This window comes from Paraburkholderia dilworthii, from assembly GCF_000472525.1.
Classification (GTDB): domain Bacteria; phylum Pseudomonadota; class Gammaproteobacteria; order Burkholderiales; family Burkholderiaceae; genus Paraburkholderia; species Paraburkholderia dilworthii.
The window spans coordinates 268,686-285,666 of the sequence record NZ_AWZT01000002.1; the positions used below are offsets into that span (position 1 = coordinate 268,686).

General features: G+C 60.3%; 10 protein-coding genes. 2 read left to right on the top strand and 8 right to left on the bottom strand.

Annotation, left to right across the window (positions count from 1 at the left end):
- Nucleotides 1-5: 5 nt before the first annotated feature.
- Nucleotides 6-8,402 carry a two-partner secretion domain-containing protein gene (locus F759_RS37245; RefSeq protein ID WP_161633305.1) on the bottom strand — a complete coding sequence of 2,799 codons (8,397 nt, stop codon included), beginning with the start codon at nt 8,400-8,402 and terminating at the stop codon, nt 6-8.
- A gap of 556 nt (nt 8,403-8,958) precedes the next feature.
- Here F759_RS37245 and F759_RS0104910 point away from each other — a divergent pair.
- Nucleotides 8,959-9,555, top strand: coding sequence for a recombinase family protein (locus F759_RS0104910; protein WP_027798870.1), 597 nt, complete (start codon nt 8,959-8,961; stop codon nt 9,553-9,555).
- Between the two features lie 438 nt (nt 9,556-9,993).
- Nucleotides 9,994-10,566: a hypothetical protein gene (locus F759_RS0104915; protein ID WP_152530587.1), complete on the top strand. Its 573-nt coding sequence runs from the start codon at nt 9,994-9,996 to the stop codon at nt 10,564-10,566.
- Between the two features lie 308 nt (nt 10,567-10,874).
- Here the strand turns inward: F759_RS0104915 and F759_RS0104920 are convergent, their stop codons facing one another.
- The 7 genes from F759_RS0104920 to F759_RS0104950 form a co-directional block, all read right to left on the bottom strand.
- Nucleotides 10,875-12,020 carry a tyrosine-type recombinase/integrase gene (locus F759_RS0104920; RefSeq protein ID WP_036023622.1) on the bottom strand — a complete coding sequence of 382 codons (1,146 nt, stop codon included), beginning with the start codon at nt 12,018-12,020 and terminating at the stop codon, nt 10,875-10,877.
- Between the two features lie 330 nt (nt 12,021-12,350).
- The gene (locus F759_RS0104925; protein ID WP_027798873.1) at nt 12,351-13,736 is read right to left on the bottom strand and encodes a replicative DNA helicase; all 1,386 of its coding nucleotides are present in this window, start codon (nt 13,734-13,736) and stop codon (nt 12,351-12,353) included.
- A 165-nt stretch (nt 13,737-13,901) separates the two neighbouring features.
- The gene (gene rplI / locus F759_RS0104930; protein ID WP_027798874.1) at nt 13,902-14,354 is read right to left on the bottom strand and encodes a 50S ribosomal protein L9; all 453 of its coding nucleotides are present in this window, start codon (nt 14,352-14,354) and stop codon (nt 13,902-13,904) included.
- Nucleotides 14,355-14,381: 27 nt separating this feature from the next.
- Nucleotides 14,382-14,657, bottom strand: coding sequence for a 30S ribosomal protein S18 (rpsR, locus tag F759_RS0104935; protein ID WP_006048825.1), 276 nt, complete (start codon nt 14,655-14,657; stop codon nt 14,382-14,384).
- 2 nt (nt 14,658-14,659) lie between these two features.
- A complete protein-coding gene (gene priB, locus F759_RS0104940; protein WP_027798875.1) occupies nt 14,660-14,959 on the bottom strand; it encodes a primosomal replication protein N in 300 nt (99 codons plus the stop codon).
- A gap of 50 nt (nt 14,960-15,009) precedes the next feature.
- A complete protein-coding gene (rpsF, locus tag F759_RS0104945; protein ID WP_027798876.1) occupies nt 15,010-15,384 on the bottom strand; it encodes a 30S ribosomal protein S6 in 375 nt (124 codons plus the stop codon).
- 349 nt (nt 15,385-15,733) lie between these two features.
- Entirely contained in the window at nt 15,734-16,648 is a 915-nt protein-coding gene (locus tag F759_RS0104950) for a LysR family transcriptional regulator (protein WP_027798877.1), read from the bottom strand.
- Between the last annotated feature and the right edge of the window lie 333 nt (nt 16,649-16,981).

Genomic DNA, 16,981 nt, shown 5'->3' on the forward strand with positions numbered 1-16,981 from the left:
ATGCTCTATTTCAATGGAGGTTTGGGTAAAGTAACCGGCGCAAGGACACCCTGCTCCAATAAGCTGGTGACGCTCTGAGGCAACTGGAACTGAATGCCCGTCGTGGAACCGAACCATGGCATCACATAACTCTGCTGAACCGTGAGCGGAGACACCACCTGATAGGCATTATAAGGAGCCTCATAAGAGCCAACAGGCAATCCACGAGTATTGAACGGCGCGCCTGCGGGTGCGGCATAGGTGCCCATCGAATTACCAAATCGATCTATCAACGTCCCCGGTTGCAACGTAGTCGATTCCGCGACACCCCAGACCCCGCCGTTCGGCGGCCACTGTAACGTAGCAAGCGCAGTCGACCGGCTGGTTCCACCTGCGCTGGCTGAGGCACTCCCGGCAATCGCTTCAGCTTCCGCATCTGCCGCACCTTGGCCAACGCCCCTGGTCGCCAGCGCAGCAGTCAGGAATTCGGCGGCTGGTCCGACCTGATCGCCCGGTGAATACGGCAACTTCAACTTGCTTGCGGAGATATACCCCGGATCGCCCGGCGAAGCGAACGGCCCCCCGTTGGGGATATTCGCAACCATCTCGCCAACGCTAACCATCCCGTTCCAGACTCCCGACAACGAGTTACCGGCTGTCGCAAAGGCACTCTGCGCCGCACCGACAGCCGCCTGCATATGGAGGAGTGAAGCGAGGTCGTTGTTCAGTGCCTCGTTCCGCGCCCAGGTCGCGGCCGGCCCTACGTTCTGCCCGAGCGCTCCGGCCACACCGCCGCCTGCAAGCATGGCAATGGCCGCGATCGCCGCTGTCTGCCCTGCATCCGGTGCCGACGCACTCGGATCGATACCGGCCAGCGCAAACGGCGTGACGACCGCACTCGTCGCCGCTCCCAATGCACCGCCTGCGCATCCATTACCTTCGGCGGCACTCGCCGCACAACCGAGGATCGCATGCTCCGCCACGTTTTCAAGCGTCAGCGGATCGGTACTGCTACCGATAGCGTACGCCGCAGCCGCCGCGACATCGCTCACCGCGCTGTTGCGCAGATTCGTCAGGAAGCTGCCGCCACCAATCGCAGTCTGCACACCGGCCTGAATCGTCGCTTCGCCCGCAATCGCCGCGCCCTGCGCGAGCACCGTGCTCGCCGTCACCTGCCCGGCCTGCGGCACCAGTGCATTGCCGACACTCTGCACGCCCGCCAGCGACGCCAGACTGTTAGGCGACGCGGTCCACGTCCATCCTGGGGTGCCGCCGCTTACCGTGATTCCGTTCGTCAGCCCCGCGGTCACGAACGCTGTAGCGCCAGCTTCAAGCATCGAGTTGAGACTGAACGTGCCGTTTGCGGCCTGCCCCAGCGCGCTGCTCGTCATCCCCGCAATACCCGCGGACAACGCGATATTTGCCACCCCCGCCGGCACTGCGGCGGCCCCCGCCGTGGCCGCCGTACCGGCCGCAAGCGCGCTGCCTGCAGGGGCGCCCACCCCGATCACGGCCGACGCTGCCCCCGCCGTAATCACCGACGCGACCACCATCACCGCCAGCATCCCGATCGTCTGAAACATCCCCGCGCTATCCGCCAGCGACGTCACACTCGTATGCAGATCGTTCTGCACCGTCGACTGCGTAAAGCTGCTGCCCAACTGCGTCTTCAGCGCCGCCAGTTGCTGCTGCGTCCCCGCCGTGTCAACCGTGCCATCCGTATTGAGCTTCTGCAGCGCGCCGCCGATCTGGTTTACCGCATCGACATTCAACTGGTAATTTCCGGCCGACATGAACCCGCCCTGTTGCGCGACGGTGCCCGTAGTCGTAATCAACTCATAGAGATCGGGAATGTAGGTACTCTGCGTCCCAATGTCCGTCGAACGCTGCTGGTTCGTCAACGAACCCGCGTTAACCGTCAACGTGTCCGTCGCCGTAATGGAGCCGGTATTCGTGATCGAACCACCGTTCGACGCGGTGAGCGTGACGTTCTGCCCACTGATCGTGCCGTCGTGCAGAACTACGGCGTAGTTCTGCGGCAGATACACCTGCGGCATCAGCGCATCAACCGTCGGACAGGTCGCCGTCCCGGTTGCGGTACATCCCGGCTCAGGCACGGTCTCTTCGACATACCAGAGCATCGGCTTGTCGAGTGCGGCGATCTGGTTCTGCGTCAGCGCCGTACCCAGCGCAATGTTGTTCGCCTCGGCGTACTGGATCGCGTTGCCGTACAGCGCTTTCTTCTCCTGATCCGTGATGGACGACTGCCTGGTGTTGTCGTAAGACAGCCCGCTCACGAAGCTAGCCTGCCCCGTCTGTGTCAGCGCCGCCTGCTGTAGGAGTTGATCTTCAGTGAACGGATCGTAGTAAAACTGCGTGGTGTTCGGCTGCAAGCTTGCGGGCAGGTTCGCCAGCAACTGGCTTGGCCCGATGTTGCCGATCACCAGCGAAGCCGGACTGTTGACCAGATAGCTGATGTTCGGAGCACCACTGGCTGCAGACTCCCCAGTCACGACCGAAACGCCCGGAGACGCTGGCACCGACGGAGAACTCGCGCTCAAGGTCGGCGTGGTGATCGTCCCTGCGGCATTACCTGGCGCGCTCACGCCTGCGGACGTACTTCCTGCCGTACTCAACGACCCGCTGGACACGGCTGCAATGCCGCCTGCAATGCCTGACGCCCCCGACAGACCTGCGCCGATGGCTACCATATTCGCGGCCTTATTCGCTGCATTTGACGCAACGACCGGCACACCTACCGGGCCCAACGGAATGACCTGATTCGAGCCCGTCGGTTGAGGCGTGTAGACAGCCGGCGATGTCAGCCCGTTGACGAGCGTCGCCCCCGTCAACGCAACCTGCTGCCCTAGGACGTTGCCCGAGTTCTGCAATTGACCGCCAGCGGTCACCGACAACGACGGGGCCTGTATCGTGCCTGACAGGCTTTTGTACGGCGTGGGGGGCTGAACGCTGTCGCTCGCGTGGTACGCACTGCCGAAAAGCGTCGAGCAGTTTGCTGCCGTTCCGCAGCCGAAGTTATCAGGCGGCTTCGACCCGCCGATCACGCCACCGTAGAAGGCGTCATGCCAGTAAGCGTTCAGCGTCTGGTCTTGATTGGTCACCGTCGATGTCGCCGCAATCGACGCCTGCGCGCCCGCCGTGATCAGGCTACCCGTGTTGAACAACGTGCCCACGCTGAACGACAGGTTACGATTCGCCGTGATCGTCGATGCATCGCCTGATTGCTGGTCGGTGAAGGCGTCGCAGTAGTGCAGATTGGCGCCGCTGCAACCGGCCACGGCGGTCTTGCCGAAGTTCTGATAAATCTGCACGGGCGCGGCCAACGCATTGGTCAACGCAGCGGTATTAATCGCGATATCGCGGCCCGCCTGGATATTGCCCGATGTATTCGTCACGCTGGCCGACTGCGTGAGATTGGTCTGCGGGTTGGTCGGGTCGGTGTTGCTACGCGTGGTCCCCGAACCGCCGATCACGACGTCGCGGCCGGCAAGCAGATTGCCGTAGGTGTTGTTCACGGCCGGCGCCGCGATGATGAGGTCGCGCCCGGCGAACACCGTGCTGTTCGTCTGCGTGTAGCCGTAGCTTTGCGTGGTGGTCTGATCGCCGTAGACCAGCGTGGCGTCGTTGCCCGGCCCATAGGTCGCGTTGAAACTACCCGCAAGCGCCCAGAAGAATTGGGAGCTCGTCATCGCATCGGTGACATCCTGCCCCGGCCGCTGATAGTAGACGTCGTTGCCACTGGGTGACGAGATCACCGTTCCTATATAACCGCATTGCGCTACGGAGACGCCGGACGCACAACCCGTCTTCGACGTCACGGAGCCTGTGTAATAGCCCTGATTCGTGAAGCCGCTCGCGGTAATGCGCAAGTCCTCGACCGCGTAGAGGCTGCCCGTGTTCGTCAACCCGCCGGCCGTACCGGTCAGCGCCAGATCGTTGCCTGCGACGATCTGACCGGCGTTCTGGTTCGTATAGACGGTAAGCGTCGAAGTTTGCGGAGCCGGCGGCGCGCTGCCCACGCCGATACTCGCTGAGTTCGGGTTATACGTGCCGGCAGCGGGATTGCCCTGATCGTCGATGGATTGCAGCATCGGGACCAAGGTCCCCGCCGTATACGCCGCACTGAGCTGTGCCAGAAAACTGGAGAATGCGCCACTGTCGATGCTGTCGGTAATCGTACTCGTCACCGCATCGCCGCCGTTGTCGAGCGCCGCCACATTCAACGCGATGTTGTGCCCGGCCGAGATCGTGCTGCCGTGATTGTTCAACGTGCCGGTCGTGATCGACAGATCGTGTCCAGCTGCAATCACACCTGCCTGACCGGTAGGCTGTGTCGTCGTGATGGACTGCGTGACCGTGGGCAGCGCAATGCCGTTAAACGTACCACCGCTCAGATCGGCGGGCGCAACTTCCGTCGCCGAAGCCGGCTGGAAATCGCCGATGCGCCCGGTGAGCGAACCCGAATAGGTATTGGTCGAACCGTCGATCTGGTTTGTCGTGGAACCAGAGAATGTCAGCGATCCGATCGCCGTCGATAGAAACGCCGATCCCATGCCCGCCGCCGCAATCGTCGTACTCGACGTCGTGGTGGTCGTCGTGTTTGCGCCGGCCCGGCTGTTGTTCACATCGGCGGCCGTGATCGTGATGTCGTTCTGCGCGGTGATCTTGCCGCCGATATTCGTCAGGTCGCCGGCCAGGTTCGCGTTCAGATTGCGCCCTGCCGCGGTCGTCGCGCCGCTGTTGTCGTAACTGCTGCCGTTCAGGTTGATGTCGCGCACCGCGCTGACCGTACCCTGATTGGTCGTCACGCCGGTGAGGTTGACGTCCTCGTTGGCGTGGATCGTCCCGCCCGCCTGATTGACGATCGTGCCGGACAGGTTGACGTCATTGCCTGCGCTGATCGTGCCGCTATTGAGCAGCGTGCCGTTGGTCGACAGCGTGATGTCGCCGGCCTTGCTGATCGTGCCGCTGTTGCTGAAGCCCTGCGTCGCGTTGATAGCGACGCTGTTGCCCGGCATCGCCCACGTGCCCGCGTTGTTCAATTGCAGCGTATTAATCGTCAGCGTGTTGCCGAGATTGAGCATGCCGCTCAAAGCCGACGACGGATCGAACGCCTGGTTCGCGAGATTCAACGTCAGATTGTTCTGCGCGAGAATCTGGCCGCCGGCGTTGTTGAACGTGCCGTTGCCGCCTGTCACCGTGACCGTCGCATCGCCGGGCACACCGGGATTCGCGGCGCTGGTGCTGCCTGCAAAAATCACCCCGTTGCTGTTGCCCGCCAGATTGCCGGTCGTGACATTCAGCGCATTGGTGCCGATAATCGCGCCGCCGTTGTTCGTGAGCACGCCATTCGCCGTAACAGCGGTCGTCAAGCCGGCAATCGATCCCTGGTTGTTCAGGTTCGTCGCATTGACGGTCGTCGTAGCAGTTGAGATAAGGCTTGCGTTCGTCGTATTCGTTACACTCGCGCCGGCCACCGTCAGTGCGCCGCCCGCCAGCACGCTACCCGTGTTCACGACCGCGTTCTGACCAGACAATGTAGCCGTGCCTTGCACGAGCGTCTGGGCGCCAGCCGTCGTCAACTGATTCGACGCGTTCGCGCTGAGATTCCCGCCAATCAGCGCGTTGCCCGTCGTCACGTTGACACCGGATAACGTAGCGTTTTTCACGACGTTCAGTTGCCCGGCGGACAGGTCGAGACCGTTCTGCGCGGTCGCCACGAGATTACCCGAAACGGTGGTCGTTCCGCCCGTGCCGATGCTTGCACCGGTCAGGGTCGCGTCGCCACCAACCTGCGTCGTGCCTGTCACCGCGAGATTGTGGGCCGCCGCTAATGTAGCGTCGCCCGCTGCGTTCAACCCACCCTGTGCGGCGAGATTGCCGCCTTGGGCCGTCAAAGCGGTCTTCCCGAGACTGGTCACACTCCCCGTCACAGTGAGGTTGCCCGTGGCCCGCGCATTGAGATCGCCACCACTGAGGACCGCGCCGTTGATCGCGGCGTCCCCTCCGTTAGCTTTGAGCGTGGCATTGCCTACTGCGGTCGCGGCACCCACCGTCAGACTGGTACCCGCAGTGGCACTCAGATTGCCGCCCGTTTGCAACGACCCGGACAGGTTGATCGCCTGCCCTGCACTCAAGGTTGCGTCCGACCCGAAGCCTGCCGTGCCGCCACCCGACAGATTGCGTCCCGCACTCAGATTTCCTGTGCCATTGCCGGTGATCGCGCCGGAGACGATTGCGTCCGTGGCGGCACTCACGATTGTGTTGCCACCGGTAGCGAGCGCGCCGTTGACGGTTACGGCACCGCTTGTTGCAATCAGCGTCGTATTGCCCACCACACCCGCGCCGCCCACGGTCGCGTTATTGTCAGCCGTAACGGCGAAGTTGCCGCCAGCTTTTACAGCAGCGGCAAGATCAACGTTGCGCCCGGCCGTAACGACCGCGTCCTGTCCAAAGGTCACCGCCCCGCTCGATGACACATCGCGACCACCGCTCAACTTGCCCGTCTTGTTACCCGTAATGCTGCCGGCAACGGCCACGTCTGTTGCAGCACTAACAGCAGCGTTCCCACCGCTCAGGATTGCGCCGTTGATCGTTGCGGCGCCACCGCTGGCTGCCAGGGTTGTGTCGCCTGCCGCGGCAGCGGAACCCACAGTCAAGCTGTTGCCAGCCATCACGTTCAAGGTTCCGCCTGCCGTCACGGCGCCAGGCAGATCGACGTTCCGGCCGGCGGTAAGCGTCGCGTTCTGGCCGAAGGTCACGGCGCCATTCGCGGTGAGATTGCCACCCGCGCCCAGCACGCCAGTGCCATTGCCTGCCAATGTGCCGGATATACCGAGATCGGTACCCGCGTTCAGCGTCGCATTGCCGTTTGCCGCAACGTTGCCGCCCAGCGCCATCGTCTGGCCTGCAGCGGCGCTGAGATTTCCTCTCGTCTGCACATCTCCTGCAGTCGTTACGTTGCCCGTTTGACCGACCACTGTGAGATCGCCCGACGACGACAGGCGACCATTAACCGTCGCGCTGCGTTGTGCGAGCACCTGCACGGTGCTGCCGCCGGTGACCGCACCATTCACTGTTGCATCACGGGCCGCGTTCAGCGCGATCACGCCAGGCGCCGACACGGCACCGCCGATCGTCATGTCACCGTTGCCGGTGCTGCCCGTTGTCGTCATCGACAGGTTATTGCCCGTCTGCACCGCGCCGACCGACATGTCGGCACCGGCCCGAAGATTGACGCTGCCGTTGGACTGCGCGGTGCCGACGTTCAGGCCGCCGCCCGCAGTCATATTCAGGTCCTGGACCGACTGCACGGAGGCCGTATTGGCTGCGACGTCGCCGTTCGCGGTGACCGTGTACTGATTCGCGAGATTGGTGCCGGACATGGACACTTTGCCCGCGCCTGTCAGACTCGCCGCCTGTTGCGCGTAAGTCGAGTTCACCGCGATGTCGCCGTTTGACGTGACGGTCAGATTGCCTGCTGTCGCGGACAACGCTCCCTGCGTATTTACGCCCATGCCGGCTGCCGTCGAGACGATGTATATCTGCCCGCTCGTCACCGATCCATACTGGTTCGCATCGATCGCGATCGCCTGGTTTCCGATCGCAGCCGCCGTGTTGGCTACTCCGTTCGATGCCGTGCCGTAGTTCGTCCCCGATGCGTCTGATGCCGTCGGGCTCACGAGCTGATTGCCCGTGACCAGATTGATTCGCTGGTTCGCCCGCAACGGTGCATTCAGACTGATCGTCTGTGCGATCACATCGATATTGCCCACCGTGCCCTCGATCCCCGCGCCCGGTCCATTGACGCCAGCCGGCCCATTGATCGACACGTTGCCCGACGTCACGTTGTAGGCCAGCGAGCCCGCATGCGCGAAGTCAGTCGATGTCCCGGCGACCGCGGTCACAAATTGCGGCGTGCCGGTGGTCAACACGAGGCCCGTCGCGTTGGTCAGTGACAGTCCGTTGACCGATAGCCCATTGGGATTGCTGATGATGATGGAAGCGGGACCGCCGAAGACCTCGAGCGGACCGACCAGCGTGGAAGCCGGTCCGGTTGCCGTCACCTGATTGACGATGACGCTCGCGGTACGGCCGGCCAGATTCGGGTTCGCCGCAAGCGTTCCGCCCAGCAATGGCGTCCCACCGGCGAGGCTGTTGTTCAGCACCAGTCCGTTGCCGTCGATATTGAACGACTGGTAGTTGTTGACGCTAATGCCGTTCGCGTTCGGCGCGGCGATATTGACCGCGGGTATGCCAGTGCTCGTCTGCGTGACGCTCGGCATGAAGGGAATGGGTGCGCGCGGATCGACGATCGGCGCGGCGTGCGCGACCTCGTCCAGCGTAAGCACGCCGGGCAACAGATAGGTCACGACCGCCATTACGCAGGCAGTCGCTTTCATCCATAGCGGGCGCTTGGGCTCCGCTGTGCCGCTTCCCGTCGCATCAAAAACCTTTGCCTGCTGCGCGGCCTCTTGTTGGGCGAGTCGCAGCATGCTCTCACGAGCACCCCGTAGCATTATTTTTATCCGAATTTATTTTTTCGGATTGGATATTACCGAATCTTCCGGCAAGTGAATGTCACAAATTTTGTGCCTGTCTTTTCCAGGACACAGATTTAAGGTGCATTAATTCCAGACGCATAACCTTACATTCATATTTCGAAACCGGATTCGAAATTCGAGGCTCACATACTGGCGGAGTTCGTATGTGGGCAAAACCATCGCGTTGCAAACACCGGTTTGCAACCGACTGCGCGATATCCGGCTTCGAGCGACACCGCGCTACGGCATTCTCCCCGAGCCAGTCTCCGCACGAAGACGCTTACTCCCGCTGGCTCTTTTGGGTACACCGTAACGGCCCACGCGCCGGATCGTTGGGCCATGGATCAACAGGATCAACCGGGTATTTGATCCATGATAAAATCGATCCACCAATTCAAATGATCCAGCACAAACCATGCGCAGAGTTTATTACGGGCGGATTTCCACCACGGACGGCCAGTCTTCCGCGAGCCAGTACGAGGACGCTAGAGCCCACGGCGTGCACGACAAGGACGTTTTCATTGACGAGGGCGTGAGCGGCTATCACGTGGCTCCAGACGCACGGGAACAGTGGCGCAAAGCTGAGCACGACTTGCGGCACGGCGGCATTCTCATTGTGCGCTGGCTGGACCGCATCAGCCGCCGCTACGACGAGCTACATGCGACCATGCGCCGATTGATGGCGCTGGAAGTACGCGTCGAATGCACGCTGAACGGCATGACCTTCGACGGCAAGGCCAAAGACCCCATCGAGAAAGCAACGCGCGACGCAATTCTAGCGTTCATGGCCGCGCAGGGAGAAGCAGACTATCTGAACCGCGCGGAGATGCAGCGTCGGGGAGTTGCCATCGCGAAGGTCAAAGGCAAATACAAGGGACGCGCACGCTCACACGACTACGACGCGATTAAGGCATGGCGGGTGGAACACGGCGCGAGCATCCGGGAAACCGCCGACAAGTTCGGTGTTGGCACGGCAACAGTCAAAAGGGCGTGTGCTGAGCTTAAGAGTTAACAGCGGGATGCATTCCTTTTTGGCTGCAATCTCGTCAATTGGTTAGATTACCGGGAACGCTAAGCCGACCAAGCATCCGAACCGCTCAAAACTTGATCTCCAAATGCTGTTTTGATGGAGGCCGCGGACGGCGCCTCGGCGCAACAGGGGCGGTGCAACGAGCGAGGGCCTTTGCAGCGCTGACACCGGTCAATCAATTGGTTTAGAGGACCTTTTTACCACCGCTCTGCCACTTCGGGGACGGTAGAAAAACGCACGTATGTTGACCGTGCCGTCCAGCGCTACCGGCGAGCTGATAAGCGACAGCGGTAATCTTGGCGCGTCGATGGACCACGCTACGTAAATATGTACAATCTGCCTTAGTCTGATATCTAAGCATTGGGACCGTGTACGGATTGCCCTGTCGTTCGGGGCCGAGCTCTTTATTTGGGAACACAAGTGAACGGCGATAATAACGGCACACAGAGTGGCGATGGAAGCGTAAATATCGGTATTGGCGATTTCCGAGGTGCCACGTTAAACCTGGGAAATGGCGGCAAGCCAGCCTTTACTCCAGAGCAAATGGCGATAAAGCGAAGCTCCGTGCTAGGTGGAGCTTCGATTAAGGCTGGAACGCTTAGCGTTTTCGGTATCGTTACAGGAATTGCCAGCATTGTAGGTTTGTACTTCACGCTGTTTCAGCCGTTCTCCCAGCCGCGGCACTCCTCGTGGTACGCGTTGTTTATGTTTTTATTCATGCTGGGTACGTTTTCTTTCGTCGTTGCAGCGGTATTGCGCCGCAAGCGCTTCGAGCCGTTCTTGTTACGAAAATACTACCTAGAGGCTGGCACACGCGACGGAATTTATCTGAGCAGCTTCACCGCAACGTGCCCGTGGTGCCGCTCAAAGATGCGCCTGCGGAATATTGGCCCCAAGAATGGGCCGCGGGATGACCGCTTTATCTGCGAGCGGAATCCGAGGCAACACACAATCGACCTCGATCCAACACTGCTTCCTGAAATTGAAGAGTAGCGTGGGAATCTCATCAGCCTTAACTTTAGCGCCGCCGCTGGGGTCTTGTCCTGCCCGCCGTTCCTGAATCACTGCAACTCGGAGCGAACGCGCTTGTAATGGTCGGTTGCTCGGGCGAAGGGCTAACGATGTCATCGTACCGATGCCCCGCCACCAACAGACCAGAACTAATTATCTACCGGCTAGGGATGCCATCGGCTCAAGATCGGGCGCCACCTTTGACAGTCGCTTTGTGAGCCGAAAAAACAAAGAACCGTTTAATCGTTTTGAATTCAATGGATTGTCATTTAATACCGGCCGAAGACGGCTCAGTAATTTTCGCCGATTACTGAAACGCGATTGAGCCGTTCGACGATATTGTCGGTGAACGACCCATAATTTGATTGGATGATTGCGACGCTCGTGCCCGTCAACTCGGCCACCGTGTAAACGTCGATGCCCTGCGCTATCGACTCGCTGATGTACGTGTGTCGCATGCAGTACATAACTGCGTCCAGCATGCTGGCAACTTCCCGAGCCTCCCGGAACGCTCTACCCCAAGCGGGTGCGGTCCAGCGCTGCGCGTCCGCTGTGGTCAATAAGGGCGCGTTACCTATTTTATCTTTGGCCTGCGAAGCGAAGAATTCACGCGCTCTGTCCGACAACGGCACCTTGCGACTTCCCGTTTTGCCGTCGAGCATCAAGAGCCCTGCGCTACGGTCAAAGTCGGCAACGTTGGCATTCGCAAGTTCGCCCGGGCGCGCGCCAATATGCAAAAGCCCAACCGAGAACGTGCGCAAATCATTCGGCATAGCCTGAAGTAAGCGAGTACGTTGCTCGGGGGTCAACCAGCCTTTCCGGCGGGTAGCGACATCAGGGAATTGATTTACCTCCTTCCAGCCCGCATCACTCGAAACAAGTTTGAGCCTCGCCTTGGCGTAGTTCAACGCCGCTTTCAACGACTTGAGATTACGGTTCACGGAATCCTTTGCGCGCTTGTAGCTTTCCTCGTCGTCGGGGGAGGCATCGTCTAGTTGTGCATTGCGCCACCGTTCGACATCCAGAGGGCGCAGCCTTGCGATATTGACTGCGCCGATGGGTTCCTCATAGACCAATCGCTTAAATCTGCCCTCGGCATCGTAAGCGGTCGCCTCACCCTTCTCCATACGCCGATTCTCGACATACAGGCGACATATGTCGGCAACCGTCTTTCTGTCGTGGTGAACACCCGCCGCCAATTCATCGGCCCATCGCTCAACCTGTTTGCGAGCTTCGTTAAACTCGTAAAGTCCATCACCGAACGAACTGAACTGGTATTTCCCGTCCTCGCCCATGCGACGTCCAATCCAAGTGCCCGCGCCCGATTCCAACTTACGGTATCCGACGTGAACACCCGTGCTGATGCGCGCCCAGTAAGGCTCGCGGCGCGGCTCAAGCTTTGAACGTGCTGTTTTCGATTGAATGTTTACTTTCACCACGCGACACCCTCACGAAGTTCCGTATACGAATTTTATACGAAAAATCGCTGCCGGACTCCAACGAACCAATTTGACCAAAAGTCCTTGCTTATCAAGAACATGTCAAGTCTAACTCGAATCGTACCGAACAACCCCGGACACTGACATTTGCCCTCGGTGGGCATGAATCGACCGAACATTGGGATCCCGAAAATTGGTCACATTATGGCTGACATAAAACCGCCATATTGTACCGTTGCGGGCGCGATGTAGCACTTTGCAAAGCGCGGTTACAACAGCCCGGTTGCTTTGGCGCTGTTTTTTCCGCTGGGCCGGCACTATTCGCGCTTAATCGCCGTAGAAATTCTGCGCGCCCGCAAAGTTGTCGAACTTCGTGAATTGGCCGTGGAACGTGAGACGAACCGGCCCGATAGGACCATTACGCTGCTTGCCGATAATGATTTCCGCGGTGCCTTTATCCGGGCTGTCCGGGTTATACACTTCATCGCGGTAGATAAACAGGATCACGTCGGCATCCTGCTCGATAGCGCCGGATTCACGCAGGTCCGACATGATCGGCCGCTTGTTCGGGCGTTGTTCCAGGCCCCGGTTGAGCTGGGACAAGGCAATCACCGGCACATCCAGTTCTTTGGCGAGACTCTTCAACGATCGCGAAATCTCCGAGATTTCGGTTGCGCGGTTTTCGCCGGACGACGAGCCGCTCATCAGTTGCAGGTAGTCAATGATGATCAGGCCAAGCTTGCCGCACTGGCGCGAGAGGCGCCGCGCGCGCGAGCGCAGTTCCATCGGATTCAGTCCACCGGTTTCGTCGATGAAAATCTGCGCCTCGCTCATTTTTTGCACCGCGTGCGTGAGCTTCGGCCAATCTTCGTCGGTCAGACGGCCGGTTCGCATGCGGTGCTGATCGAGTCGGCCGACCGAGCCGAGCATACGCATGGTGAGTTGCGAGCCCGGCATTTCCATCGAGAATACTGCGACCGGCAAGCCGTATTCGACCGCGACGTATTCGCCGATGTTCATCGAAAACGCGGTCTTACCCATCGACGGGCGCCCCGCGACGATAATTAGCTCGCCGCCGTGCATGCCCGAGGTCATGCGATCCAGATCGACGAAACCAGTCGGCGTGCCGGTTACATCGCTCGGATTCGCGGTGTGATACAGCGTGTCAATCCGCTCGACCACCTGAGTCAACAGCGGCCCGATCTCGAGGAAGCCCTGCGTGCCGCGCGCGCCGTCTTCGGCGATCGAAAACACCTTCGATTCCGCCTCGTCCAGCAATTGCCGGACTTCTTTGCCTTGCGGATTGAAGGCGTCGGCGGAGATTTCATCGGCAACGGAAACGAGCCGTCGCAGCACTGCGCGGTCGCGCACAATTTCGGCATAACGCCGGATATTCGCCGCGCTCGGCGTGTTTTGCGCGAGCGCGTTCAGATACGCGAGCCCGCCGACTTCTTCCGCCTTGCCCGACGTTCCAAGCGCTTCGTAAACCGTGATGACGTCGGCCGGACGCGTGGCCGCGATCAGCTTGCCGATGTGCTCGTAGATGATGCGGTGATCGTAGCGATAGAAATCGCTTTGCGACAGGAAATCGGCGATGCGATCCCACGCCGCGTTGTCCAGCAGCAAGCCGCCCAGCACCGATTGCTCGGCCTCGATCGAATGCGGCGGGACTTTCAGCGACTCGAGTTGGGGATCTTTGGACGGTGCGTTCATGGAGAGGAATTATCGTGGAAATCAGGCGACCGCGGCCAGCGGGAGGAGCAAAAAATAACGGCCACAAAAAAGGCAGGGGCCGGTTGCCCGGCCCCTGCCCTTAGCCAGCAACAACCTGGCCAATACTATCTGATGCTTGATGCGGTCAGTTCAGATGCGGTCGGCTTACACGTGCTCGCCGAGTACCGACACCGTCACATCGACAACGACGTCGGTGTGCAGCGAAACCTGAACCGGGTGATCGCCCACAATCTTCAGCGGGCCTTCCGGCAGGCGCACTTGCGCCTTTTCCACTGCGAAACCTTGCTTGCCCAGTGCTTCGGCGATGTCGGCGTTCGTCACCGAGCCGAACAGACGGCCGTCCACACCGGCCTTCTGGCCGATCTGAACCGTCGAGCCAGCCAGCTTTTCGCCTTGAGCTTGAGCAGCAGCCAGCTTTTCAGCGGCGGTTTTTTCGAGTTCAGCGCGGCGGACTTCGAATTCAGCCAGCGCTTCCTTCGTTGCACGGCGAGCCTGCTTGTTCGGGATCAGGAAGTTACGTGCGTAACCGTCTTTGACCTTCACGATATCGCCCAGGTTGCCCAGATTGACGACTTTTTCCAGAAGAATGATTTGCATTCGGATGCTCCTTATCGCGTCGTCGGGTTAGGCCTTGTGCTGGTCGGTGTACGGCACGAGCGCGAGGAAACGTGCGCGCTTGATGGCCGTGTCCAGCTGGCGTTGATAGTGCGACTTCGTACCCGTAAGACGCGCCGGCGTGATCTTGCCGTTTTCGCCGATGAAGTCCTTCAGCGTTTCGATGTCTTTGTAGTCGATGTATTCGACGCCAGCAGCCGTGAAACGGCAGAACTTCTTGCGCTTGAAGAGCGGATTTTGTTGCTGACGACGCTTGTCGAATTTCTTACCAGTCGGGCGGGGCATATTCAGTCCTTTCCAATGTCCTGCAATGCTGTGATGTGAAATACCAGAGTTCTTGCGTTGCGGTGCTTTTTTGCCAGGAAGCCTGTGAAGAGCGTTTCCACGCCCATCGGACAGCTTTCCAGCTTACCGCTCGCCTCGCCTGCGGCTACCGCCTGCATGGTCAGTTCGACTTGCCGGGCAATACCGGCTTCGACGACTTCCGTGCGGTGGTGCAACGTGCAGCCTGCAATCGGAACGCCGGCGGGGGTGTACCGCACCGGTTCGCGTTCGACGACGCTGGCCGTGAGTTGCAGCCGGTTCATGAAGCCTTTGACGAGGGTGACGCTTGATCTGGTAGCTTAAATAGTGTGTCTTAAGCCTGCGCTTCGGACGGTTGCGTAGCAGCCGACTTCTTGGCTTCTTCGCGCTGCACTTCCTTCATCATCGGCGAAGGGCCGGTTTCGGCCTTCTTCATCTTGACGATGAGGTGACGCAGCACGGCGTCGTTGAACTTGAACGCGTGTTCCAGCTCGTCGAGCGTGGTCTGGTCGCATTCGATGTTCATGCAGACGTAGTGAGCCTTCGCGAGTTTCTCGATCATGTAGGCCAGTTGGCGACGGCCCCAGTCTTCGATACGGTGGATCTGGCCACCGTGCGACGTGATCGTGCCCTTGTAACGCTCGATCATGGCGGGCACCTGCTCGCTCTGATCGGGATGCACGATAAAGACGATTTCATAATGACGCATACACACTCCTTGTGGATTTAAGCCACCCGGGCGTCTGAACCGGTGCGGCAAGTGAGAAGCCGAAGATTGTAGCCCGATCGGGGTCGGCTTGCAAGGCATTGCATCGTCTCAGCAAGCGATTCAGGCGTGTTTTCAATGATTTAGCTTGGGCGTTGCACGAACAATATGAGCTTCCTCGTCGCTCGGTTGCCCGTCGGGCGCTTTCGACCCTCTGTGCCGCTTGCAGATGTGTCTTCCGTGCCGCTTCGAGGTTCGCGCTTCAAGGTCCGCTTCCTCGCCTGTTCCCACGCCGCGCCCGCCGCGGTGCCAGCGATTGCGCCACGCCGCCATGCTCGCGGGTCTCAGCGCGCTAATACGCCGGCTGGTTCCAGTAATCCTCGCTCGCGTAGATTTCTTTCAGGTAATCGATGAAATAGCGCACCTTGGCCGGCACGTAGCGTTGCTGCGGGTAGACCGCGAGAATGTCGTAGTCGGGCAGCGCGAATTCGTCGAGCACCGTTTCCAGTTCGCCGCGCGCGAGCTGCTGCTGGATTTCCCACGTGGAACGCCAGCCGAGCCCAAGCCCTTCGGACACCCAGCGGTGCAGTAGTTCGCCGTCGTTGCAATCGAGCGTGCCGCCCACACGCACCGTGACGAGCTTGCCGTTACGGCGGAAATACCAGCCTCGGTTCTGGCCGCCTTGCAGATTGAACGCCAGACAGTTGTGCCGCGGGAGGTCCTCGAGCGTTTTCGGCTTGCCGTGCTTGCGAAAATAGTCGGGCGTGCCGCAAACCACGCGGCGGTTCGACGCCAGCTTCACCGCGACGAAGTTCGGATCGACCGCACCGCCGATGCGTATCGACAGGTCGTAACCCTCGCGCACCAGATCGACGACGCGGTCGGTCAGGTTGAACGACACCTGTAGTTCCGGCTTGTCGGCGACAAACGCCGGCGCGAGCGGCGCGACGTGCTTGCGGCCGAACGCGGCGGGCGCCGACACGATCAGATGGCCGTTCACCGCGCGGCGTCCGGCGCTCAGTTCGTTCTCGGCCTGGTCCCATTCGGTCAATAGTCCGCGGCAGCGCTCCAGAAACGCGGCGCCGTCCTCGCTGACGACGAGCCGCCGCGTCGAGCGGTACATCAGCTTCACGCCGAGGCGTTTTTCGAGCGCGTCGATGCGGCGGCCGAGGATCACAGGCGACACGCCCTCCTCCAAAGCCGCGGCGGCGAGGCTGCCCGCGTCCGCGACGCGCACAAAGGTTTCGATCTGTTTGAAGCGATCCACCGTTGTCTCCTGTGTCGACCCGAGTTGGCGCTTCAGCGCTTACTCGTGTCCCACGCACCGCGAGTCGATCCGAGTTAGCGCTTCAGCGCTTACTCGTGTCCCACGCACCGCGAGTCGACCCGAGCTAGCGCTTCACCTGCCCCCAAATCCGCTTTTCAGCGCGTAAGTCCAGTCTCACGCAAAGCCCCCAACGCCCAACACCCGCGCCGCCCACCATTCCGTCGCCCCATTCCATACTTTTTGTTTCGAAATAAGCGACACCGACTGATCTTATCAAACCTTTAGGTCAAGCCTAAAGTGCGTTCAACAGCCTTATTTGCCCATCCCAAACAT

Coding starts and splice junctions, on each gene's coding strand:
- priB (WP_027798875.1), bottom strand. CDS start 14,959: ATGAACCGGCTGCAACTCACGGCCAGCGTCGTCGAACGCGAACCGGTG.
- rpsR (WP_006048825.1), bottom strand. CDS start 14,657: ATGCCCCGCCCGACTGGTAAGAAATTCGACAAGCGTCGTCAGCAACAA.
- rplI (WP_027798874.1), bottom strand. CDS start 14,354: ATGCAAATCATTCTTCTGGAAAAAGTCGTCAATCTGGGCAACCTGGGC.
- F759_RS0104910 (WP_027798870.1), top strand. CDS start 8,959: ATGCGCAGAGTTTATTACGGGCGGATTTCCACCACGGACGGCCAGTCT.
- F759_RS37245 (WP_161633305.1), bottom strand. CDS start 8,402: ATGAAAGCGACTGCCTGCGTAATGGCGGTCGTGACCTATCTGTTGCCC.
- rpsF (WP_027798876.1), bottom strand. CDS start 15,384: ATGCGTCATTATGAAATCGTCTTTATCGTGCATCCCGATCAGAGCGAG.
- F759_RS0104925 (WP_027798873.1), bottom strand. CDS start 13,736: ATGAACGCACCGTCCAAAGATCCCCAACTCGAGTCGCTGAAAGTCCCG.